General features: G+C 60.8%; 22 protein-coding genes and 1 riboswitch. Of the genes, 11 read left to right on the forward strand and 11 right to left on the reverse strand.

The features are described from left to right. Positions 1 to 89: 89 nt before the first annotated feature. Genes ABLV04_RS24340 through ABLV04_RS24350 form a run of 3 tightly spaced genes read left to right on the forward strand, consistent with a single transcriptional unit; the run spans position 90 to position 3,054 of the window. Positions 90 to 851: an endonuclease/exonuclease/phosphatase family protein gene (locus ABLV04_RS24340; protein WP_023288927.1), complete on the forward strand. Its 762-nt coding sequence runs from the start codon at positions 90 to 92 to the stop codon at positions 849 to 851. Next, entirely contained in the window at positions 848 to 2,092 is a 1,245-nt protein-coding gene (gene clsB, locus ABLV04_RS24345) for a cardiolipin synthase ClsB (RefSeq protein ID WP_023288926.1), read from the forward strand. Before ABLV04_RS24340 ends, clsB begins: the two co-directional genes overlap by 4 nt. Further along, the gene (locus tag ABLV04_RS24350; RefSeq protein WP_023288925.1) at positions 2,089 to 3,054 is read left to right on the forward strand and encodes a lysylphosphatidylglycerol synthase domain-containing protein; all 966 of its coding nucleotides are present in this window, start codon (positions 2,089 to 2,091) and stop codon (positions 3,052 to 3,054) included. The genes clsB and ABLV04_RS24350 overlap by 4 nt, the downstream gene beginning before the upstream one ends. A gap of 555 nt (positions 3,055 to 3,609) precedes the next feature. Here the strand turns inward: ABLV04_RS24350 and ABLV04_RS24355 are convergent. From ABLV04_RS24355 to moaA, 6 genes are all read right to left on the reverse strand, one after another. Continuing rightward, positions 3,610 to 4,314, reverse strand: a complete 705-nt coding sequence (locus tag ABLV04_RS24355) for a Bax inhibitor-1/YccA family protein (RefSeq protein WP_032455204.1) — start codon at positions 4,312 to 4,314, stop codon at positions 3,610 to 3,612. 45 nt (positions 4,315 to 4,359) lie between these two features. After that, positions 4,360 to 4,812: a molybdopterin synthase catalytic subunit MoaE gene (gene moaE, locus ABLV04_RS24360; protein ID WP_023288923.1), complete on the reverse strand. Its 453-nt coding sequence runs from the start codon at positions 4,810 to 4,812 to the stop codon at positions 4,360 to 4,362. Position 4,813: 1 nt separating this feature from the next. Further along, positions 4,814 to 5,062 carry a molybdopterin synthase sulfur carrier subunit gene (gene moaD / locus ABLV04_RS24365; RefSeq protein ID WP_023288922.1) on the reverse strand — a complete coding sequence of 83 codons (249 nt, stop codon included), beginning with the start codon at positions 5,060 to 5,062 and terminating at the stop codon, positions 4,814 to 4,816. Continuing rightward, a complete protein-coding gene (moaC, locus tag ABLV04_RS24370; protein WP_004886142.1) occupies positions 5,055 to 5,543 on the reverse strand; it encodes a cyclic pyranopterin monophosphate synthase MoaC in 489 nt (162 codons plus the stop codon). The genes moaD and moaC overlap by 8 nt, the downstream gene beginning before the upstream one ends. A gap of 3 nt (positions 5,544 to 5,546) precedes the next feature. Beyond that, entirely contained in the window at positions 5,547 to 6,059 is a 513-nt protein-coding gene (moaB, locus tag ABLV04_RS24375) for a molybdenum cofactor biosynthesis protein B (RefSeq protein ID WP_023288921.1), read from the reverse strand. Positions 6,060 to 6,082: 23 nt separating this feature from the next. Beyond that, the gene (gene moaA / locus ABLV04_RS24380; protein WP_017900173.1) at positions 6,083 to 7,072 is read right to left on the reverse strand and encodes a GTP 3',8-cyclase MoaA; all 990 of its coding nucleotides are present in this window, start codon (positions 7,070 to 7,072) and stop codon (positions 6,083 to 6,085) included. Beyond that, positions 7,060 to 7,198: riboswitch (molybdenum cofactor riboswitch) on the reverse strand. It overlaps the preceding gene by 13 nt. 208 nt (positions 7,199 to 7,406) lie before the next feature. Between moaA and yvcK the strand changes: the two genes are divergently transcribed. The 4 genes from yvcK to pmrB all read left to right on the forward strand — a co-directional run bounded on the left by yvcK (position 7,407) and on the right by pmrB (position 11,828). Further along, positions 7,407 to 8,312, forward strand: coding sequence for a uridine diphosphate-N-acetylglucosamine-binding protein YvcK (gene yvcK, locus ABLV04_RS24385; protein ID WP_180266390.1), 906 nt, complete (start codon positions 7,407 to 7,409; stop codon positions 8,310 to 8,312). A gap of 103 nt (positions 8,313 to 8,415) precedes the next feature. Then, the gene (gene eptA, locus ABLV04_RS24390) at positions 8,416 to 10,056 is read left to right on the forward strand and encodes a phosphoethanolamine transferase EptA (RefSeq protein WP_101977954.1); all 1,641 of its coding nucleotides are present in this window, start codon (positions 8,416 to 8,418) and stop codon (positions 10,054 to 10,056) included. Then, the gene (gene pmrA, locus ABLV04_RS24395) at positions 10,056 to 10,727 is read left to right on the forward strand and encodes a two-component system response regulator PmrA (protein WP_180266389.1); all 672 of its coding nucleotides are present in this window, start codon (positions 10,056 to 10,058) and stop codon (positions 10,725 to 10,727) included. Before eptA ends, pmrA begins: the two co-directional genes overlap by 1 nt. Positions 10,728 to 10,730: 3 nt before the next feature. Then, complete coding sequence (gene pmrB, locus ABLV04_RS24400) at positions 10,731 to 11,828, forward strand: two-component system sensor histidine kinase PmrB (protein WP_023288917.1); 1,098 nt, start codon at positions 10,731 to 10,733, stop codon at positions 11,826 to 11,828. A gap of 252 nt (positions 11,829 to 12,080) precedes the next feature. On the opposite strand, the gene uvrB is transcribed toward pmrB, so the two are convergent. Then, positions 12,081 to 14,102: an excinuclease ABC subunit UvrB gene (gene uvrB, locus ABLV04_RS24405; protein ID WP_072413649.1), complete on the reverse strand. Its 2,022-nt coding sequence runs from the start codon at positions 14,100 to 14,102 to the stop codon at positions 12,081 to 12,083. 410 nt (positions 14,103 to 14,512) lie between these two features. On the opposite strand from uvrB, the gene ABLV04_RS24410 reads away from it, so the two are divergent. Together ABLV04_RS24410 and ABLV04_RS24415 are read left to right on the forward strand one after the other, a co-directional pair. After that, positions 14,513 to 14,725 (forward strand): hypothetical protein, encoded by a 213-nt coding sequence (locus tag ABLV04_RS24410; RefSeq protein ID WP_044521787.1) that lies wholly within the window; start codon positions 14,513 to 14,515, stop codon positions 14,723 to 14,725. An 86-nt stretch (positions 14,726 to 14,811) separates the two neighbouring features. Beyond that, a complete protein-coding gene (locus tag ABLV04_RS24415) occupies positions 14,812 to 15,534 on the forward strand; it encodes an ATP-binding cassette domain-containing protein (protein ID WP_017900923.1) in 723 nt (240 codons plus the stop codon). Here ABLV04_RS24415 and bioD read toward each other — a convergent pair. Genes bioD through bioB form a run of 4 tightly spaced genes read right to left on the reverse strand, consistent with a single transcriptional unit; the run spans position 15,476 to position 19,124 of the window. Further along, a complete protein-coding gene (gene bioD / locus ABLV04_RS24420; RefSeq protein WP_104466451.1) occupies positions 15,476 to 16,198 on the reverse strand; it encodes a dethiobiotin synthase in 723 nt (240 codons plus the stop codon). The genes ABLV04_RS24415 and bioD overlap by 59 nt on opposite strands. Then, a complete protein-coding gene (bioC, locus tag ABLV04_RS24425) occupies positions 16,191 to 16,946 on the reverse strand; it encodes a malonyl-ACP O-methyltransferase BioC (protein WP_023288915.1) in 756 nt (251 codons plus the stop codon). Before bioC ends, bioD begins: the two co-directional genes overlap by 8 nt. Continuing rightward, a complete protein-coding gene (bioF, locus tag ABLV04_RS24430) occupies positions 16,930 to 18,087 on the reverse strand; it encodes an 8-amino-7-oxononanoate synthase (protein ID WP_180266388.1) in 1,158 nt (385 codons plus the stop codon). The genes bioC and bioF overlap by 17 nt, the downstream gene beginning before the upstream one ends. After that, complete coding sequence (gene bioB / locus ABLV04_RS24435; RefSeq protein WP_065881927.1) at positions 18,084 to 19,124, reverse strand: biotin synthase BioB; 1,041 nt, start codon at positions 19,122 to 19,124, stop codon at positions 18,084 to 18,086. The genes bioF and bioB overlap by 4 nt, the downstream gene beginning before the upstream one ends. Before the next feature lie 212 nt (positions 19,125 to 19,336). Between bioB and bioA the strand changes: the two genes are divergently transcribed. Together bioA and ABLV04_RS24445 are read left to right on the forward strand one after the other, a co-directional pair. Further along, positions 19,337 to 20,626: an adenosylmethionine--8-amino-7-oxononanoate transaminase gene (gene bioA / locus ABLV04_RS24440; RefSeq protein ID WP_180266387.1), complete on the forward strand. Its 1,290-nt coding sequence runs from the start codon at positions 19,337 to 19,339 to the stop codon at positions 20,624 to 20,626. Between the two features lie 70 nt (positions 20,627 to 20,696). Further along, the gene (locus ABLV04_RS24445) at positions 20,697 to 21,173 is read left to right on the forward strand and encodes a kinase inhibitor (protein WP_002895575.1); all 477 of its coding nucleotides are present in this window, start codon (positions 20,697 to 20,699) and stop codon (positions 21,171 to 21,173) included. Positions 21,174 to 22,844 lie beyond the last annotated feature (1,671 nt).

Genomic DNA, 22,844 nt, shown 5'->3' on the forward strand with positions numbered 1-22,844 from the left:
GCACTTTACGGAAAATTCCGTAACACCGCATCTTTTTGTGACGTCTACTACACTATTTTATTCAGGAAAGTGACATTTACTGGAGAATTATGGCTGAGCCAACGTCGGGATTTTCGTTGAACGTGCTGACAATTAACACCCATAAAGGCTTTACGGCGTTTAATCGGCGTTTTATTTTGCCCGAGCTGCGCGAAGCCGTTCGCAGCGTCAGCGCTGACATAGTTTGCCTGCAGGAAGTGATGGGCGCTCACGAAGTTCACCCGCTGCATATCGAAAACTGGCCAGATACGACCCATTACGAATTTCTCGCCGACACCATGTGGAGCGACTACGCCTATGGGCGCAACGCGGTCTATCCGGAAGGTCACCACGGCAATGCCGTGCTGTCGCGCTTCCCGATTGAATACTATGAGAATCGCGATATCTCGGTCGGCAACGGGGAGAAACGCGGCTTGCTGTACTGCCGCATCGTGCCGCCTCAGAGCGGCGTCACGATTCACGTCATTTGCGTCCATCTCGGACTGCGTGCCGACCAGCGGCAGGCGCAGCTGGGGATGCTGACGGAATGGGTCAACACCCTGCCCGCCGGCGAGCCGGTGGTGGTGGCTGGGGATTTTAACGACTGGCGTCAGCAGGCTAACCAGCCGTTAAAAGCCCAGGCGGGGCTGGAAGAGATCTTTACCCGCGCCCGCGGACGCCCGGCGCGCACCTTTCCGGTCAGTTTTCCGCTGCTGCGCCTCGATCGCATTTACGTCAAGAACGCCCACGCCAGCCGCCCGAAGGCGCTGGCCCTCAAACAGTGGCGGCATCTGTCCGATCATGCACCCCTTAGCGTGGAGATTCATTTGTGAAATGTCGTTGGCAGGAAGGCAACCGCATTACGCTACTGGAGAACGGCGACCAGTACTATCCGGCGCTGTTTGCGGCCATCGGTCGCGCCAGCCGGCGGGTGATCCTCGAATCCTTTATCTGGTTTGAAGATGAGGTCGGCCGGCAGCTGCACGCGGTTCTGCTGAAGGCCGCCCGCCGCGGCATCCAGGTGGAAGTGCTGCTTGACGGCTACGGCTCGCCGGATCTTAGCGATGAGTTTGTCGGCGAACTGACCGCCGCCGGGGTGATTTTCCGCTATTACGACCCGCGCCCTAAGCTGATGGGAATGCGCACTAACCTGTTCCGTCGCATGCACCGTAAAATCGTGGTGATCGACGACACCACCGCCTTTGTCGGCGGCATCAACTACTCCGCCGAACATATGAGCGACTATGGCCCGGAGGCGAAACAGGATTACACGGTGCAGGTCGAGGGGCCGGTGGTGCTGGATATTCTGCAGTTCGAACTGGAGAATCTGCCCAACAGCGAAACCGCCCGCCGCTGGTGGCGCCGTCGTCGCCATCAGCCGGAGATCAACCAGACCCCCGGCGAGGCGCAGGCGCTGTTCGTCTGGCGCGATAATCAGGATCACCGCGACGATATCGAACGCCACTACCTGAAGATGCTGACCAGCGCCCGCCGGGAGGTGATAATCGCGAACGCCTATTTTTTCCCCGGCTACCGTCTGCTGCATGCGATGCGCAATGCCGCGCGGCGCGGGGTGCGGGTGAAGCTGATCGTCCAGGGCGAACCGGATATTCCAATTGTGAAATTTGGCGCCCACCTGCTCTATCACTACCTCGTCAAAGGCGGCGTGCAGATCTACGAATATCGCCGCCGTCCGCTGCATGGCAAAGTCGCCCTGGCGGACGACCACTGGGCCACCGTTGGGTCGAGCAACCTGGACCCGCTCAGCCTGTCGCTGAATCTGGAAGCCAATCTGATCATCCACGACCGGGTGTTTAACCAGACGCTGCGCGATAACCTTAACGGGCTTATCGCCCGGGATTGCCAGCGGATCGATAAAGCAATGCTGCCGAAACGCAACTGGTGGCGGCTGGGGGTGAGCGTGATGGCCTTCCACTTTCTGCGCCACTTTCCGGCGTGGGTCGGCTGGCTGCCGGCCCATACTCCGCGGCTGGCCAGGGTCAGCCCGCCGGTGCAGCCGGAGATTGAAACGCAGGATCGCGTCGAGTCACCTACCAGGGATAATCCACTATGAGCAAATCGCACCCGCGCTGGCGGATGGCAAAAAGAGTGCTGACCGTGCTCTTTTTTATCGCCGTGATCGTCCTGCTGGTGATTTACGCGCAGAAGGTCGACTGGCAGGAAGTGTGGAAGGTGATCCGCGGCTACGATCGGCTGGCCTTGTTCAGCGCCATTGCGCTGGTCATCGTCAGCTATCTGATCTACGGCTGCTACGATCTGCTTGGCCGCGCCTGGTGCGGACACAAGCTAGCGAAACGCCAGGTAATGCTGGTGTCGTTTATCTGCTATGCCTTCAACCTGACCCTCAGCACCTGGGTCGGCGGCATCGGCATGCGCTACCGGCTGTACTCCCGGCTGGGGCTGAACAATAGCACCATCACCCGTATTTTTTCCTTAAGCATCACCACCAACTGGCTGGGCTATATCCTGCTCGGTGGGGTGATCTTTACGGCGGATCTGGTGAAGCTGCCGTCGCACTGGTACATCAGCCAGACCACCCTGCGGATTATCGGCGGAGCGATGCTATTTCTCACGCTGTGCTATCTCTTCGGCTGCGCGTTCGCCAAACGCCGTCACCTGACGATCAAAGGCCAGCGGCTGGTGCTGCCCTCCTGGCGATTCGCGCTGCTGCAAATGGGGGTCTCGGCGGCGAACTGGATGGCGATGGGGGCGATCATCTGGCTGCTGTTGGGCAGCGAGATTAACTATTTCCTGGTATTGGGAGTGCTGCTGGTGAGCAGTATCGCCGGGGTGATTATCCACATCCCGGCCGGGATTGGCGTGCTGGAGGCGGTGTTTATCGCCATGCTCTCCGGGGAAGAGATTTCGAAGGGGGCGATCATCGCCGCCCTCCTCGCCTGGCGCGCGCTCTATTATTTCCTGCCGCTGCTGCTGGCGACGGTGGCCTATCTGCTGCTGGAGAGTCGGGCGAAAAAGCTGCGGCAAAAGAACCAGCGCAAGCTGGCCCGCGAGTGAAATCGCCCGGCGGCGCTGCGCTTGCATGGGCCTGAACGCCAGCCGGACTGTTTCCGGGAGAGGGGAAGCACTGCCGTGTGGTTGTTTATGTTATCTGTGGCTTCAGCGTAGTTTGCGCTCCCGGCTAGTCTTCTGCGTTATGTCTCTTACGGCGCGGGGAGCGCACAGGGGGCGGCCAGTCGCCGCCGCCCCCTGTACCCCCGGGCTCCGGCCAGCAAAATCGCCACTGCGTGGTCCCTTCGACTTATCCCTGCAGGCTTCGGGTCGGGCCGAGGCAGCGTCCGTGCAAAACACGGCCCTCAGCCCGCATCCATGCGGGCTGCCCCGGCCTTCCGGGAACGTCTCAGCGATTTTGAGGCCGTCAGCACCGGCAGTTTCAGTCGCACAAGTGGGTAAATCAACGACAGGTCGCACGAACCCTGTAGGCCGGGTCAGGCGCAGCCGCCACCCGGCAAAAAAACGGCGCAAGAGGGTTGCCTGGAAGGTAATCAATGCTTGCCCGGCGGCGTTACGCTTGCCGGGCGTTCTGAGATGCAACCCCTTGATATAAAGAGGTTAGCGGCGATTGCCCATAATACGCAGCAGCATCAGGAACAGGTTGATGAAATCCAGATACAGCGTTAAGGCGCCGAGGATCGAGTATTTACGCAGCGTGGCGCTGTCGCGGGTATCAATCTGCTCGCCGATATTTTTCAGCTTCTGGGTGTCGTAGGCGGTCAAGCCGACAAACAGCACCACCCCAATGTAGGTCACGGCCCACATCAGCGCCTCGCTCTTCAGCCACAGGTTTACCAGCGACGCCAGCACGATGCCAATCAGCCCCATAAACAGCATGCTGCCGAAGCCGCTCAGGTCGCGTTTAGTGGTGTAGCCGTAAAGGCTCATCGCCCCGAACATCCCGCCAGTGACCACAAAGGTGCTGGCGATGGAGGAGTAGGTATAAGCGATAAAAATGCTCGACAGCGTCAGCCCGGTGAGCGCCGAATAGAGCATAAACAGGGTGGTCGCCATCCCGGCGCTCAGCCGCTGTACCATCCCCGACAGCACAAACACCAGCGCCAGCTGGGCGATGATCAGCCCGAAGAAGGTAATTTTGCTCGAAAAGACGAACATCATCACCGCCGGGGTGTTAGCCGCAAACCACGCGATAAACGCCGTCAGCAGCAGGCCAACCGTCATCCAGCCGTACACCTGCGCCATATAAGTCTGCAGGCCGCTGCGGCCCTGCACTATTGAATCGGAACGCGGATATCTGTCCATGACTCTCTCCTGATTAACAAAGTTTCACTCTGTAAGCGTATCACACTACCAGCGCTCTGCCGCCTGGCGATCGCTGTCGCGGGCGTCGACCCAGCGCTCGCCCTCCGGCGTCGCCTCGCGTTTCCAGAACGGCGCACGGGTTTTCAGGTAGTCCATCATAAACTCGCCGGCGGCGAAGGCGCTGCCGCGGTGGGCGCTGGTGACGCCGACAAACACAATCTCTTCCCCCGGCCACATTTCGCCGATGCGATGGATAATGGTCACCCGGCCCAGCGGCCAGCGCTCGCGCGCCTGGTCGACGATCTCCGCCAGCGATTTCTCGGTCATCCCCGGATAGTGCTCGAGGGTCAGCGCTTTCACGCTGTCGCCGAGGTTGTGATTGCGCACTTTGCCGGTGAAGGTGACCACCGCGCCGTCTTCATCGCGTTCGGCCAGCCAGGGATACTCCTCGCCGACGCTAAAGCGCGCCGGGCTAACGACGATACGAGTTTGCGTCATGTCAGCCTCCGGTAACCGGCGGGAAGAACGCCACTTCATCCCCGCTGGCGACAGGATGGTCAAAGGCGGTCAGCGTCTGGTTAACCGCCGCCAGCAGTTTGCCCTCCTCCAGGGCCAGCGCCCAGCGATCGCCGCGAGCGGCAAGCTGCTGACGCACAGCCTCAACGGTGGCCAGGTCGCTGGCGTCGAGAGTCAGCGAATCCGTACCCACCAGCTCGCGCACCTGGGCAAAAAACAGAACCTTAATCATGGCGTTCGTCCACCTTAAAATCGCCGGACTTGCCGCCGCTTTTCGCCAGCAGACGCACCGGGCCAATCACCATATCCTTCTGCACCGCTTTGCACATATCGTAAATGGTCAGCGCGGCAACCGAGGCGGCGGTAAGGGCTTCCATCTCGACGCCGGTTTTGCCGGTCAGGCGGCAGAGCGATTCGATGCGCACCCGGTTATGTTCCGGCTGCGCCTGCAGATTGACTTCCACTTTGCTGAGCATCAGCGGATGGCACAGCGGGATCAGCTCCCAGGTGCGCTTGGCCGCCTGGATCCCGGCGATACGCGCAGTGGCGAAAACGTCGCCTTTATGGTGGCTGCCGTCGATAATCATCGCCAGGGTCGTCGCCTGCATCTCGACATAAGCCTCAGCGCGCGCTTCGCGCACCGTTTCCGCTTTGCCGGAGACATCCACCATATGGGCTTCGCCTGCGGCGTTAATATGGGTCAGTTGTGACATAAATTATTTCTTCAGGTGAGGAATAAAATTACAAGGACGGGTGCGGGCATCCAGCTGCGGGGCAATAATGTTGTCCCACGCGGTGCGGCAGGCTTTCGTCGAGCCCGGCATGGCGAAGATCAGCGTGTGGTTGGCGACGCCGGCCACCGCCCGGGACTGCAGCGTCGAGGTGCCGATCTCTTCGAACGACAGCATGCGGAACACTTCGCCAAAACCTTCCACCTCACGGTCAAACAGCGGCAGCAGCGCTTCCGGCGCCTGGTCCCCTTCGGTGAACCCGGTCCCGCCGGTGATCAGCACCACCTGCACCTCATCGCTGGCGATCCACGCCGATACCTGGGCGCGGATGGCGTAGCGGTTCTCTTTGACTATCGCCTTATCGACGACATGGTGCCCCGCCTCCTGCGCCGCCTCACGCAGCCAGTGGCCGGAAGTGTCGTCCTCTTCGCCGCGACGACTGGAAACGGTAAGAATAGCAATACGGGTCGGAATAAACTCAGCGCTAGCCTGGCTCATCTGAATGCTCCTTTCGAAAACGATTATCCGCCAATATAGGACAGGTTCTGCGTAATGCCGGTGTTGCCCTGATGCAGGAAATGGGTCTGCTTTTTGTGGGTTAAGGCTTCGGCGATCCGCGCTTCCAGCGCCGCCTGCTGCCGATCATCGGCCATCAGGTCGCGCAGGTCGACGCCGCCTTCGCCAAACAGGCACAGGTGCAGTTTGCCGACGGAGGAGACGCGCAGACGGTTGCAGGTGGCGCAGAAGTCTTTTTCGTACGGCATGATGAGGCCGATCTCGCCGGCGTAGTCCGGATGACAAAAGACCTGCGCCGGACCATCGCTGCGCTGGCGGATCTGGTGGATCCAGCCGCGTCGCAGCAGCTCGTCGCGCAGCACCATGCCGGAGAGATGGTGACGGCGGAACAGGTCGCTGCCCTCGCCGGTTTCCATCAGCTCAATAAACCGCAGCTGAATTCGACGCGGCTGGATCCATGCGAGGAAGGTATCAAGCTGGTGATGGTTAACATCGCGCATCAGCACGGTATTCACCTTCACCTTGTCAAAGCCCGCAGCGAAAGCGGCGTCAATCCCGTCCATCACCTGGTGGAATTTGTCCTGGCCCGTGATGGCATGGAACTGGCGGGCATCGAGGCTATCGACGCTGACGTTGATCGCCGTCAGCCCGGCATCGCGCCAGCGTTCGACATCGCGCGCCAGGCGGTAACCGTTGGTGGTGACGGCAATCTGACGGATCGCCGGGTTTTCACGCACGGCGGCGATGATCTCGGTGAAGTCACGGCGCAGGGAGGGTTCCCCACCGGTGAGGCGAACTTTTTCAGTGCCCAGCGCGGAGAAGGCGCGCGTAACCCGGCGCACTTCGTCTACGCTGAGAAAGCCGTTGTTATTGACGGCGCCGGGCTTGTAGCCATCCGGCAGGCAGTAGGTGCAACGGAAATTGCACACATCGGTAATCGACAGACGCAGGTAATAAAACTTACGCGCGAATGCATCGGTAAGCTGTGAGGCCATATACACCTTTCCAAATACGGGAGACGCGGTCATTTCTTCCCACGCCCTGGCGACAACCGGGGGCGTCGCGGCCAAACCGCCATATCTTTTGACACAGGCGAAGAGGCTAGAGTGTTAACAGGTTATGCCGATAGTAGCGCGTTCCAGGCGGTTTCGCCATTTGCGATTTCGCTATATATTCTTGTATATATCGCTACCTTCGTGCATTTTCGTTACAGAATAGCCATAAATCATCTTTTTGCCTTGATATCGGTCAGTTTGTCGGGCTCCTCCCATCGTCTTTTAGGGGTAGATCGGGTAGTGTGTGGCCGTTTATGTGAAATAAGGAATTTCTATGCGCAATCGTACATTCGCTGACCTGGATCGGGTGGTGGCGCTCGGCGGCGGGCATGGTCTGGGTCGGGTGATGTCCTCCCTCTCCTCGCTGGGCTCACGGCTGACCGGCATTGTGACCACCACCGACAACGGGGGATCCACCGGGCGGATCCGCCGCTCGGAAGGCGGCATTGCCTGGGGCGATATGCGCAACTGCATCAATCAGTTAATCGCCGAGCCGAGCGTGGCGTCGGCGATGTTTGAGTACCGTTTTAGCGGCAATGGCGAGCTTTCCGGCCATAACCTGGGAAATCTGATGTTAAAGGCGCTGGATCACCTCAGCGTGCGGCCGTTAGAAGCGATCAATTTGATCAGAAACCTGCTCAAAGTGGACGCTTTTCTTATTCCGATGTCGGAACAACCGGTGGATTTAATGGCGCTCGATCATGAAGGCCATGAAGTATACGGTGAAGTGAATATCGATCAGCTGGATAGCCTGCCGCAGGAGTTGATGCTCACCCCGCCGGTACCGGCCACCCGCGAGGCGGTAGAGGCCATCGCCGAAGCCGATCTGATCCTCATCGGCCCGGGCAGTTTCTATACCAGCCTGCTGCCGATCCTGCTGCTTGACGAGATGGCCCAGGCGCTGCGCCGCACTCCGGCGCCGATGGTGTTTATTGATAACCTCGGCAAAGAGCACAGCCCGGCCGCGAGGCTGTCGCTGGCGGAGCGCATCGCGATTATGGAGCGCTACGTGGGCAAGCGGGTGGTGGATGCAGTCATCGCCGGCCCAAAAGCCGATATCAGCGGCATCGACGACCGGCTGGTGATCCAGACGCCGCTGGAAGCCAGCGACGTGCCCTATCGCCATGACCGGGCGCTGCTTCGCGGGGCGCTGGAGAAAGCGCTCCAGCTGCCGGGCTGATCCTGCGCGCCGAAGGCTCGGCTTTCGGCGCACCTTAAAATCTTAAGGTTGTCTTAAAACAGAGCTGGCACTATACCCTTATCTCTTCCTGTGGGTATGTACTATGTCGTTATTGCCTCTGCGTCGGCCGATCGTCAGCCGCACGACTTATCTGATTATTTTCGCGGTCTATATCGGGCTTTTTCTTAACCTCGCCTTCTACCGCCAGGCGTATACGCTGCTGCCGGTGAACAACCTGCACACCGCGCTGGTGTTTCTGAGTATGCCGCTGGTGGCATTCAGCGTGATGAATATCCTCACCACCCTCGCCTCGTTTCTCAAGCTTGACCGGCTGGTGATTAGCCTTTTTATTCTGCTCAGCGCATCGGCGCAGTACTTCATCTGGAGCTTCGGCGTGGTGATCGACCGCAGCATGATCACCAACATCCTCGACACCACCCCAGCGGAGAGCTTTGCCCTGCTCTCCGGCGAAATGATCGTTGTCCTTGGCCTCTCCGGGGTGCTGGCGGTGCTGGTCGCCTGGTGGGTTAAAATTCGTAAACCGGCCACGCTATGGCGCGGCGTGGCCTGGCGCCTGGTGAATATGGTGGCCTCCGCGCTGCTGATCGTCCTGATTGCCGTCCTCTTTTATAAAGACTATGCCTCGCTGTTTCGCAACAACAAGGAGCTGGTGAAATCCCTGAGCCCCTCCAACAGCATTGTGGCGGTGAACTCCTGGTATGCGCACCATCGCATGGACAACCTGCCGCTGGTGAAGATTGGCGAAGATGCCAAACAGAACCCGGTGATGCATAACGGTCCCCGTAAGAACCTGACGATTGTGGTGCTGGGCGAAACTTCCCGGGCGGACAACTTCTCGCTGGGCGGATATCCGCGCGACACCAACCCGCTGATGCAACAGGACGGGGTGATCTACTTCCCGCACACCACCTCCTGCGGAACCGCCACGGCGGTCTCGGTGCCGTGCATGTTCTCCAATATGCCGCGCGCGCACTATGACGAAGAGCTGGCCCATCATCAGGAAGGGGTGCTGGATATTCTGCAGCGCGCCGGCATTCAGGTGCTGTGGAACGACAACGATGGCGGTTGCAAGGGGGCCTGCGATCGGGTACCGCACCAGAACGTGACCGATCTGAAGCTAACCGGGCAGTGCATCGACGGCGAGTGCTACGATGACGTGCTGTTCCATCATCTCGACAGCTATATCGATAACCTGCAACAGGATGGCATTATTGTGCTGCATACCATCGGCAGCCATGGGCCGACGTACTACAATCGCTATCCGGCTGAATTCAAAAAATTCACCCCAACCTGCGACACCAATGAGATCCAGGGCTGTACCCGGGAGCAGTTGACCAACACGTATGACAACACCATCCTGTACGTCGACCACGTGGTGGATAAAGCGATAAAACTCCTGCAGGCGAAACAGGACAAATTCACTACCAGCCTGGTGTATCTTTCCGACCACGGCGAGTCGTTAGGGGAAGATGGGGTCTATTTGCATGGTCTGCCGTACTCTATCGCGCCGGATACGCAGAAACACGTGCCGATGGTGATGTGGCTCTCTGCCGACTACCAGCAACGCTACGGCATTTCCGCGCAGTGTCTGCAGCAGCGAGCGAAAAAAGAGAATTACTCGCAGGATAATCTGTTCTCCACCCTGCTCGGCCTGCTCGGCGTCAGCACCCACGAGTACCAGGCGGCAGATGATATTTTAACGCCATGTAGAGAGGCTGGTTGATGAAAATCTTAGTCATTGAAGACGATGCGCTGCTGTTGCAGGGGTTAATCCTGGCGATGCAAAGTGAAGGATACGTGTGCGACGGCGTCTCCACAGCGCACGAAGCGGCGCTGTCGCTGGCCAGCAATCACTATAGCCTGATCGTGCTTGATCTTGGCCTACCGGACGAAGACGGCCTGCATTTTCTCGCCCGCATGCGACGGGAGAAAATGACCCAGCCGGTGCTGATCCTCACCGCCCGCGATACCCTTGAGGATCGCATTAGCGGTCTCGACACCGGCGCGGATGACTATCTGGTGAAACCCTTTGCCCTGGAAGAGCTGAACGCGCGCATTCGCGCCCTGCTCCGTCGGCATAATAATCAGGGCGATAACGAAATCAGCGTCGGCGACCTGCGCCTCAACGTCACCCGTCGCCAGGTGTGGCTCGGTGAGACGGCGCTGGATCTGACGCCGAAGGAGTATGCCCTGCTATCGCGACTGATGATGAAAGCCGGCAGCCCGGTACATCGCGAGATCCTCTACAACGATATCTACAGCTGGGACAATGAGCCAGCGACCAATACCCTGGAAGTGCACATCCACAACCTGCGCGATAAGATTGGCAAATCGCGGATCCGCACCGTCAGGGGCTTCGGCTATATGCTGGCTAACCACAGCGAGACGGAATAGACCATGGCTCTGTTTGCAACCGAAAACTGGACCATGCGCCACCGGCTGCTGTTGACCATCGGCGCCATTCTGGTGGTCTGTCAGTTGATCAGCGTCTTCTGGCTATGGCATGAGAGCAAAGAGCAGATCCAGTTGCTGGTGGCCAGCGCCATCGAAGGGCACAACAATCAGAAGCATGTGGAGCATGAGGTAAGGGAAGCGGTCGCCAGCCTGCTGGTGCCGAGCCTGCTGATCGTGGGTCTGGCGCTGTACATCAGCATGCTGGCGGTACGCAAAATCACCCGCCCGCTTTCACGTCTGCAAAGCGAGCTGGAGAGTCGCACGCCGGACAACCTCACCCCTATCGTGCTCAGCGAATCGGTACCTGAGGTGACGGCGGTGACCACCGCCCTGAATCAGCTGGTTTCCCGCCTCAATCTGACCCTTGACCGCGAACGGCTGTTTACCGCCGACGTGGCGCACGAGCTGCGCACCCCGCTGGCCGGGCTGCGGCTGCACCTTGAGCTGCTGGCGAAAGTGCATGGCATGGGCGTCGACCCGCTGATCCAGCGCCTCGACCAGATGACCACCAGCATTTCGCAGCTGCTGCAGCTGGCGCGCGTCGGTCAGTCCTTTTCCGCCGGCAGCTATCAGCAGGTGCTGCTGCTGGATGACGTGGTCAAACCGCTGCAGGATGAGCTGGAGACCATGCTGGCCGAGCGCCAGCAACGGCTGCTGCTGACGGATGTCGAAAGCGAGGCCGTCGTCTCTGGCGACGCGACGCTCATCCGCGTCATTCTGCGCAATCTGGTGGAGAATGCCCATCGCTACAGCCCGCAAGGGTCGACGATCCGCGTGTCGGTGAAAGCGGGTCTGATGCCGGTGATGGCAGTGGAAGATGAAGGACCGGGAATTGATGAGGCGAAAAGCGGCGAACTCAGTAAGGCCTTTGTACGCATGGACAGTCGCTACGGCGGCATAGGGCTCGGACTGAGCATCGTCACGCGCATCGCTCAGCTGCATGACGCCCAGTTCTTTTTGCATAACCGCCAGCCGGGGCCAGGGGTCCGCGCGTGGGTGTTATTCCCGCGGCGTGCGGGTCAGAACGTCAGCACCCACTGATGGAAGAAGGCAACAATAATGACCAGGGCGGTGGCGACCGCCAGATATTCACGGAAGTTGATTTTTTGCATGGGCGCTATCCTCATCAGGTTGAGGATAGTGTCGCCTGGCGAGATTAAGCAAACATTAAGAAGGCCGCTTTGCGGCCTTTTTTCTTCTCCGCCTTGGGTTATCTGGCTGCGGAACGGTCAGCGCAGCGCCGTACCTTCACTGCGCCCTCGCCTATCCCCGTCCCGCGGTATGCGCCAACACTCAGGAGGCGGCGATAAACAGTTCGCGCAGCTGATGCAGCTGGTCGCGAATTTGCGCCGCCTCTTCGAACTCGAGGTTCTGCGCGTGCTGCATCATCTGCCCTTCCAGCTCGTGGATTTTCTGCTGCAGCGCTTTTGGCGTCATATCCACGCCGCTGAGCCCGGCAGGCTCGACGGCCTTCGCTTTACCGCGCCCTTTGGCTTTGGTTTTCGCCAGGCTCTGGCCCAGCTGCAGGATATCCACCACTTTCTTGTTGAGCCCCTGCGGCACGATGCCATGCTCTTCGTTGTAGCGCTGCTGTTTCTCCCGTCGCCGCTCCGTCTCGCCGATGGCTTTCGCCATCGAGGGAGTGATCTTATCGCCGTACAGAATAGCCTTGCCGTTGACGTTGCGCGCCGCGCGGCCGATGGTCTGGATCAGCGAGCGTTCGGAGCGCAGGAAGCCCTCTTTGTCCGCATCGAGGATCGCCACCAGCGACACCTCCGGCATATCCAGCCCCTCACGCAGCAGGTTGATCCCCACCAGCACGTCAAACTCGCCAAGACGCAGGTCGCGGATAATCTCCATACGTTCGACGGTGTCGATATCCGAGTGCAGATAGCGCACCCGCTCGCCGTGCTCCTCAAGGTACTCGGTTAAGTCTTCCGCCATCCGCTTGGTGAGGGTGGTGACCAGCACGCGCTCGTTGATGGCCGCGCGCAGGCGGATCTCCGACAGCAGGTCGTCGACCTGGGTGGCCACCGGCCGCACTTCGATGATCGGGTCCAGCAGACCGGTCGGACGCACCACCTGATCCACCACCTCGCCGCCGGATTTATCCAGCTCGTAGGCGCCGGGGGTCGCCGACACGTAGATGGTTTGCGGCGCCAGCGCTTCGAATTCTTCAAACTTCATCGGCCGGTTATCCAGCGCCGACGGCAGGCGGAAGCCGTACTCCACCAGCGTCTCTTTGCGCGCCCGGTCGCCGCGGTACATGCCGCCGATCTGCGGCACCGTGACGTGGGATTCGTCGATCACCAGCAGGCCGTCTGCCGGCAGGTAGTCGAACAGGGTGGGCGGCGGCTCGCCGGGCCCGCGCCCGGAGAGGAAGCGCGAGTAGTTTTCAATGCCCGAGCAGTAGCCCAGCTCGTTCATCATTTCGAGGTCGAACTGGGTGCGCTGGGTTAAGCGCTGCTCTTCCAGCAGCTTGTTGTTGGCCAGCAGCACCTTGCGCCGATCCGCCAGCTCCAGCTTAATCTCTTCCATCGCCTGGACGATGCGTTCCCGCGGCGTCACGTAGTGCGTCTTGGGATAAATGGTGTAGCGCGGCACCGTCGATTCCACATGGCCGGTAAGCGGGTCGAACAGCGACAGGCGCTCAACTTCTTCGTCAAACAGCTCAATGCGCAGGGCGATATCGTCGGATTCCGCCGGGAAGACGTCGATCACCTCGCCGCGCACGCGGAAGGTGCCGCGCTGGAAGGCCTGATCGTTGCGGGTATACTGCAGCTCGGCCAGGCGGCGCAGGATCGCCCGCTGGTCAATCAGCATCCCCACCGTCAGATGCAACATCATTTTCAGATACAGGTCCGGGTCGCCGAGGCCGTAGATAGCCGAGACCGAGGCCACCACCACCACATCGCGCCGCTCAAGCAGCGCTTTAGTGGCCGACAGGCGCATCTGCTCGATATGTTCGTTTACCGAGGCGTCCTTCTCAATGAAGGTATCTGAGCTGGGGACGTAGGCTTCCGGCTGGTAGTAATCGTAGTAGGAGACGAAATACTCGACGGCATTCTCGGGGAAAAATTCTTTCATCTCGCCGTAGAGCTGGGCCGCCAGGGTTTTGTTTGGCGCCAACACCATCGTCGGCCGCTGCAGATCGGCAATCACGTTGGCGATGGTAAAGGTTTTACCGGAGCCGGTGACCCCCAGCAGCGTTTGATGCGCGAGCCCATCCTCCAGCCCCTCTTCCAGGCGGCGGATGGCTTCCGGTTGGTCTCCGGAGGGGCGAAAGGCGGAATGCAGAACAAACGATTTACTCATCAATCAGAACCTGAAAAAGATTTAGCGGCCGGTGTTTAATTCTACCCCTCGGGCCGTTTTTTGCCAACAAAATACACTGGATATTTAAACAGTACGTGATTATGATAGCGCCACGATTTGGCCTTTTTTGCCGGCAACCGGGATATAAAACGCGCGCCGGGCGGAATAATCCTCCGGCCGTCAGGGTTATCCCCAGAAATTTTTACCTTTTAACATTTGTCAAGCGGACGGGTGAAAGTTTTATGGCAGAAGATGACGCTTTTCTTACACCCATTGATTTTATCTAACAAGCTGATATTTAATGCTTTTAAAGAAAAGACGCCTTTCGCGCCAATTCAGCCGCAAGCCGCGTACGCTCTAGCTTACCGCAGGTTTTCTAACTCTAATACACAAGGTTATCCACAGGAATAGTGGATAACTGTCTGCAGCCCAAGACCGCCGCCGCCCGGCGCAAATCGTCTGGCTGCCTAAACCGCGCGGCGAAAAATTTTTATCGAACTATTTTTGATAACTATCCGCTTAAAGCCGCTCGATTTTTGCTGCTTTTTGCACCACCCTTTAGCGTCGGGCACCGGAAAAGTGCAGCCCCGGCGCTGGCTGTGCCTGATGGTATCGGCGTTTAGCGTTTTTTTCCGAGCGTTCTTTTTCCTGGCAAGAGTTTTGCAGCATCTTTCTGTCGCCCTGACGCCAGGATAAGGAGAAAACGTCCATGTTGAATTTACAGGCAGTAAATCACTTTTACGGCAACCAGCATTCGCTCTGGAATGTCGATCTTGAACTACGCCCGGGGGAGTGCATTGGCGTACTGGGACGCGAGGGCATGGGAAAAACCACCCTGGTTAACTGCATTGCCGGGCATCTGCCGGTGGCCAGCGGCCGGATGACCTGGCATGACATTGGCGCCCCGCCGCAGGATCTCACCCCCCTGTCGGCCCAGTCGCGCAGCGCCATCGGTATCGGCTATGTGCCGCAGGATAAACGCATCTTCTCCCAGCTCAGCGTGGAAGAGAATCTACATATTGCCCTCGCGGCCGGGAAACCCGGGGCTAACGCCAGCGGCGGCGAAATCTATGAACATTTTCCCGAACTCTATGCCCTACGGCAGCGCAAAGGCGCCTCGCTGAGCGACGACGATCAGTACCAGCTGGCGCTGGCCAGGGCGCTGATTGTGCAGCCGCGGCTGCTGATCCTTGATGAACCCTCGCGCGGCAGAGGGCCGCGCTGTCTGCAAAAGCTGGCGGATCTGCTGCTGCGGTTGAATCGCGATATCGGCCTGACGGTGCTGCTCGCCGAGCAGCACCTGCCCTTTATCCGCCGGGTGGCGGATCGTTTCTGTGTTTTGCACCGGGGCCGTAACGTCGCCGAAGGCGATATTATGGCGCTGGATGAACCGCTGCTGGCGCAGTGGATGACGCCGGATCCAGCGCCCTGAGGTCCAGATACTGGCCGAGATCGTCGCGCTGCGCGATATCGGCAAGCCACGGTATTTCACCGAGGAACGGCGCGGCCAGCCGGTTTTTCAGCGTCGCCAGATACTCGGCGTGGCGCTTGCCCGGCGGCAGCACGTCATTGGCGATCCACCCCGCGAGCGGCAGCCCCGCCTGGCGTACCGCCTGGGCGGTAAGCATCGCGTGGTTGATGCAGCCGAGCTTGACGCCCACCACCAGAATCACCGGCAGCTGCTCCGCCTGCGCCCAGTCGGCGAAGGTCAGGGTTTCCGAAAGCGGCGTAAACCAGCCGCCGGCCCCTTCCACCAGCACCCAGTCGGCGAGGCGTTCTATCTCGCGCAGCCCGCTGGAGAGCCTCGCCGCAGCGATCGGCCGTCCTTCGTCGGCGCTGATGATATGCGGTGAGGTCGGCTCGGCGAAGGTATACGGGTTAACCTGCTCATAGCGCAGCGCGACCCGGCTATGACGCTGCAGCGCCAGCGCGTCTTCATTACGCAGCCCGGCGGCGGTAAGCTCGCTGCCGGAAGCCACCGGCTTGTAGCCGGCGGTGTGAAAATCCAGCTGATTCGCCGCCTGCAGCAGGGCGCTGCTGGCGATGGTTTTCCCGACTTCAGTGTCGGTCCCGGTGACAAAAAAACGTTTAGTCACGCTCAATGACTCCTGTAAAAAGAGAATACGTCAGCGGGCAGACGCCCTGCCGCTGCGGCCAGGCCAGCTGTAGCTCGCGCAGTTTGCCGCGGCTAAGCGGGGCCGATGCCCGCCCCTGGTGCAAATGGGTGGCGCCGATGCCCTTCAGCGATCGCATGGCGCTCAGCGCATCGACGAACGGCAGGCTAATCTGATGCACCTCGCCGGACGCCCGCAGGCCGCTCAGCGCCTCGCGCACCGCCGCTTCGCTAAGAAAACGGTTGGCATGCGGCCGGTCGTCGATGGCCTGCCACGCCTGATTGAGCTCCGGCAGCGAGTCGGCCAGCAGCGTGCTAAACGCCACGCTGCCGCCGGGACGCACCACCCGGTACAGCTCGCCAAGGGCTGCGCGCAGATCGTCGCACCACTGCACCGCCAGATTGCTCCACGCCAGATCGACGCAGGCGTCGGACAGCGGCAGCGCCTCAATGTCGCCCAGCAGGTAATGCTGGGCGGCGTCGTTACGCTGCGCCTGGGCCAGCATCCCGGGGGAGAGATCCAGCGCGGTCACCACGCTGCCTGCCTCACGCCAGCGGCGGCTCATGCTGCCTGGGCCGCAGCCGGCATCCAGCACCCGGGGAAAATCGCGACGCGCCAGCTGGCGCAGCAGCAGTTCCGCGCTGCGCCGCTGCAGTTCATCATGTTGCGAATAGCCGCTGGCCGCCCGGCCAAACGCCGCGGCGACCGCCTGCTTATTCACCGTGGCCATGCAGCACCTCCAGTAAACGGTTAATGTCCTCAGACTGATGGGCGGCGGTCAGGGTCAGGCGCAGACGAGCGCTGCCGACCGGCACCGTCGGTGGACGGATCGCCGTTGCCCAGCAGCCCGCGTCGCGCAGACGGCTGGCCAGGCTCAGCGCCCGGCCGTTATCGCCGACGATCAGCGGCTGGATCGCGCTGACGGAGTCGGTCAAACCCAGCGACGTCTCGCCCATCCCCGCACGGAACTGACGGATACGGGCGGCCAGGGTGTCGCGACGGCGCTGGCCTTCATCGCTGCGTATCACCTGCAGCGCGGCGCTCAGCGCCACCGCCTGGGCGGGCGGCATCGCGGTGCTGTAGATCAGATGGCGGGCAAACTGCAGCAGATAATCGGCCATCGCGTCATCGCACAGCACCGCCGCGCCGCTGACGCCGAACGCCTTGCCGAAGGTAACCACCAGCAGCTCAGGGCGCACCGCCTGCGCGGCGCAGCTCCCGCGTCCTTCGTCGCCGACCACGCCGACGCCGTGGGCGTCATCCACCAGCAATAGCGCCCCGGCGGCCTGCGCCGCGGCGTGAATGGCCGCCAGCGGCGCGCTGTCGCCGTCCATGCTGAAAATGCCTTCGGTGACCGCCAACTGTTCGCCCGCCAGCGGCTTAGCCAGCAGTTGAGCGAGCTGTTGCGGATCGTTGTGGCCGAAACGGCGTAGCTGCGCCGGGCTCAGACTGGCCGCCTCCAGCAGGGAGGCGTGGCTCAGGCGGTCGGCCACAATCCGATCCTCTTTATCCGCCAGGGCGGCGATCAGCGCCTGATTGGCGGCAAAGCCGGAGATAAACAGCAATGCGCGCGGGTAGCCCAGCCAGTCGGCAAGTTCCTCTTCCAGCGCGCGGTGGGCCTCGCTATAGCCGCTTACGTGTCCCGAGCCGCCGGAACCGACGCCATAACGTTCCGCCCCCTGCTGCCAGGCGGCGATAATCGCCGGATGCTGGCTCAGGCCGAGATAGTCATTACTGGAGAAGTTAAGCCAGCGCTCCCCTTCCCGCTCCAGCCAGCGCCCGGCGCCGTGCGTCACCGGCAGGCGTCGGCGAAGGGCATCCGCCGCCCGTCGCTCGTCCAGCGCCCGATCGATTCGCTGCTGCCAGGTCATAGCGCCGCCGCGTTGTAATATTCCTCAGTGTCCGGGGTGAGTAAGGCCTGCTCCAGACGCTGCTGCTGCTCATTGTCGCCTTCCAGCACCGCCGTCTGCTGCGGGTTGATCCCCAGCTTGCGGAACAGCTGCAGATCGTTGTCCTCTTCCGGGTTCGGCGTGGTCAGCAGCTTGCAGCCGTAGAAAATGGAGTTCGCCCCGGCCATAAAGCACATCGCCTGGGTCTGCTCGTTCATCTGCTCGCGGCCGGCGGAGAGACGCACGTAAGAGGTGGGCATCATGATGCGCGCGATGGCGATAGTGCGAATAAAATCGAAAGCGTCGACGTCGTCGTTATCCGCCAGCGGCGTACCTTTGACTTTTACCAGCATGTTGATGGGCACGCTTTCCGGCGGCGTGGGCAGGTTGGCCAACTGCAGCAGCAGGCCAGCGCGGTCTTTCACGGTCTCCCCCAGCCCGACGATACCGCCGGAGCAGACTTTGATCCCGGCGTCACGCACTTTGTCCAGGGTATCCAGGCGCTCCTGGTAGGTGCGGGTGGTGATGATGTTGCCGTAAAACTCCGGCGAGGTATCAAGGTTGTGGTTGTAGTAATCGAGGCCCGCCTCGGCCAGGCGCTGCGCCTGGCTGTCGGTCAGGGTGCCGAGCGTCATGCACGACTCCAGCCCCAGAGCCTTCACCCCTTTCACCATCTGCTCCAGATAGGGCATATCGCGATCGTGGGGGTTTTTCCACGCCGCTCCCATGCAAAAACGCGTGGAGCCGGCGTTTTTTGCCTGACGGGCGGACTCCAGAACCTGCTCGACCTCCATCAGGCGCTCGGTTTCGAGACCCGTTTTATAACGCGCGCTCTGCGGACAATATTTACAATCTTCCGGGCAGGCGCCGGTCTTGATCGACAGTAGGGTGCTGACCTGCACCTGGCGCGGATCAAAGTGCTGACGGTGGATTTGCTGCGCTTCGAATAACAGGTCGATCAGCGGTTTATTAAATAATTCCGTAACTTGCGACATTGTCCAGCGGGGGTGGTGAGCCATTTTCCTCTCCAAAGGTCGTACACTACCTGTTTCACACAGCCTCTTTGTTGGCTGCACTCGCACACCCCAGTCAGATAGTGAACTATGCTGCTGGGGATGTTCTCGCTTGCCGCCTCGATGCTGCGCGAAATATTTTGTGTACGTTTCATTGTAAGTAAGTTCAGTGTAGACTTGTAAACCTAAATGTTTTCAAAATGGTTTACAAGTCGCTTATGAACCTGGACGATCTCGCCTTCGATCGGCGCCACATCTGGCACCCCTACACCTCTATGACTTCCCCCCTGCCGGTCTACCCGGTGGTTTCCGCCCACGGTTGCGAGCTGTCCCTCGCCGGCGGCGAACAGCTGATTGACGGTATGTCCTCCTGGTGGGCGGCGATCCACGGCTACAATCACCCGCGTCTTAATGCGGCGATGAAAGCGCAAATCGACCAGATGTCGCACGTGATGTTCGGCGGGATCACTCACCCTTCGGCGGTGGCGCTGTGTCGTCAGCTGGTGGCAATGACCCCGGAATCGCTGGAGTGCGTTTTCCTCGCCGACTCCGGTTCGGTAGCGGTTGAGGTGGCGATGAAAATGGCCCTGCAGTACTGGCAGGCGAAAGGCCAACCGCGTCGTCGTTTCCTGACCTTCCGCAACGGCTATCACGGCGATACCTTCGGCGCGATGTCGGTCTGCGATCCGCAGAACTCGATGCACAGCCTGTGGCAGGGCTATCTGCCGGATAACCTGTTCGCCCCCGCGCCGCAGAGCCGCTTTGACGGCGAGTGGGATGAAATGGATATGGTGCCCTTTGCCCGCCTGATGGCCGCGCACCGTCACGACATCGCCGCGGTGATCCTCGAACCGATCGTTCAGGGCGCGGGCGGGATGCGGATGTACCATCCGGAGTGGCTGAAGCGGGTGCGTAAAATGTGCGACCGGGAAGGGATACTGCTGATCGCCGATGAGATTGCCACCGGCTTTGGCCACACCGGCAAGCTGTTCGCCTGCGAGCACGCCGGTATCGCCGCCGATATTCTGTGTCTGGGCAAGGCGCTGACCGGCGGCACCATGACCCTCTCCGCCGCGCTGACCACCCGCGAGGTGGCGGAAACCATCAGCAACGGTGAAGCCGGCTGCTTTATGCACGGCCCAACCTTTATGGGCAACCCGCTGGCCTGCGCGGTGGCCAGCGAAAGCCTGCGCCTGCTGGAGAGCGGCGAATGGCAGCGGCAGGTGGCGGCGATTGAAGCCCAGCTGCAGACCGAGCTGGCTCCGGCGCGGGGATCCGCCCTGGTCGCCGACGTCCGCGTGCTGGGCGCTATTGGCGTGGTTGAAACCTGTCGCCCGGTCAATATGGCTGCCCTGCAGCGCTTTTTCGTCGAGCAGGGGGTGTGGATCCGACCGTTTGGCCGCCTGATCTACCTGATGCCGCCGTATATCATCACGCCTGAACAGCTGTCCCGCCTGACCCGCGCCGTTAACCTGGCGGTGCAGGACGAAACATTTTTTAGCGAATAAATAGCGGAATTGCGTCGTGGTGCAGGCTACACTTCCTGGTTAATCAGCGCATTATCAATGAGGATGAAGCATGAAACTGATCAGTCACGATCTCCAGGACGGCGGTAAGCTGCCTAATCGTCACGTCTTCAACGGCATGGGCTACGATGGCGACAATATTTCGCCGCATCTGATGTGGGATGATGTGCCCGCAGGAACCAAAAGCTTTGTGGTGACCTGCTACGATCCGGATGCGCCGACCGGCTCCGGCTGGTGGCACTGGGTGGTGGCTAACCTGCCTGCGGATACGCGCGTCCTGCCGCAGGGGGCCGGTTCCGGTCAGGCGGAGCTGCCGGAAGAGGCCGTTCAGACCCGCACCGATTTTGGCAAGGCGGGATACGGCGGCGCGGCGCCGCCGAAGGGCGAGACCCACCGCTATATCTTTACCGTCCACGCCCTGGACGTTGAGAAAATTGAGGTGGATGCCGAGGCCAGCGGCGCAATGGTCGGCTTTAACGTCCATTTCCATTCCCTCGCCAGCGCCTCCATCACCGCCCTGTTCAGTTAATCTTCCCCCGGATAGCGGCTTGCGCCTTATCCGGGCTACCTGCTGCGCCACGTGTTTTTCAGGTGGCGCTTCACTCATCTTTACCAGATAACACTTACATATCAAATAAATACACGTAGCTGTAGGCCTGGCAAGCGCCGCGCCGCCGGGAAAGTATTGATTACCTTCCAGGCAACCCTGTTGCATGGTTATTTTGCCGGGTGGCGGCTGCGCCTTACCCGGCCTACAGGGTCCTCTCCCAGGCTCATACCTCGTAGGCCCGGTAAGCGCAGCGCCACCGGGCGATGACAGCAGGCACAGAGCCGATTTTGTGCCGGGTGGCGGCTGCGCCTTACCCGGCCAACAGTTCGTGTCGTGCGACATGTCGTTAATTTATTCACCATTGTTGCTGAAACTGCCGGTGCTGGCGGCCTCAAAATCGCTGAGACGTTCCCGGAAGGCCGGGGCAGCCCGCATGGATGCGGGCTGAGGGCCGTGTTTTGCACGGACGCTGCCTCGGCCCGACCCGAAGCCTGCAGGGATAAGTCGAAGGGACCGCGCAGCGGCGATTTTGCTGGCCGGAGCCCGGGGGTACAGGGGGCGGCGGCGACTGGCCGCCCCCTGTGCGCTCCCTGCGCCATAAGAGACATAGCGCAGAAGACATATCGGGAGCGCAATCTGTACGGAAATCACATAGAAGTTGTAGCCCTGCCAGGCGCAGTGCGAACAAGACATTTCCGCTTGTGCCTTTATTTTGCCGGGTGGCGGCTGCGCCTTACCCGGCCTACAGGGTCCTCTCACTGGCTGACACAGCGTAGGCCCGGCAAGCGCAGCGCCACCGGGCGATGACAGCGGGTACGGAGCCGCTTTTATGCCGGGTGGCGGCTACGCCTTACCCGGCCTACAGGCTCCACTCACAGGCTCACACCCCGTAGGCCCGTGCAAGCGCAGCGCCGCCGGGCGATGACAGCGGGCACGGAGCCGCTTTATGCCGGGTGGCGGCTGCGCCTTACCCGGCCTGGAGGGTTCGTGCGACCTGTCGTTGATTTACCCACTTGTGCGACTGAAACTGCCGGTGCTGACGGCCTCAAAATCGCTGAGACGTTCCCGGAAGGCCGGGGCAGCCCGCATGGATGCGGGCTGAGGGCCGTGTTTTGCACGGACGCTGCCTCGGCCCGACCCGAAGCCTGCAGGGATAAGTCGAAGGGACCGCGCAGCGGCGATTTTGCTGGCCGGAGCCCGGGGGTACAGGGGGCGGCGGCGACTGGCCGCCCCCTGTGCGCTCCCTGCGCCATGGCAGGTATAACGCAGACGATTAACCGGGAGCGCAATCTGCCCGGAATTAACATAGAAGTTGTAGCCCTGCCAGGCGCAGTATGCACAGGGAAATTGACGCTTGTACCGTTATTCCGCCGGGTGGCGGCTGCGCCTTACCCGGCCTACAGGCTCCACTCACAGGCTCACACCCCGTAGGCCCGTGCAAGCACAGCGCCGCCGGGCGATGACAACGGGCACGGAGCTGCTTTTATGCCGGGTGGCGGCTGCGCCTTACCCGGCCTGGAGGGTCCTCTCACAGGCTCATACCTCGTAGGCCCGGCAAGCACAGCGCCGCCGGGCGATGACAGCGGGCACGGAGCCGCTTTTATGCCGGGTGGCGGCTGCGCCTTACCCGGCCTACGTTCGTACGACCTG

This window comes from Klebsiella sp. JN_Kp127, assembly GCF_040062505.1.
Lineage (GTDB): Bacteria > Pseudomonadota > Gammaproteobacteria > Enterobacterales > Enterobacteriaceae > Klebsiella > Klebsiella quasipneumoniae.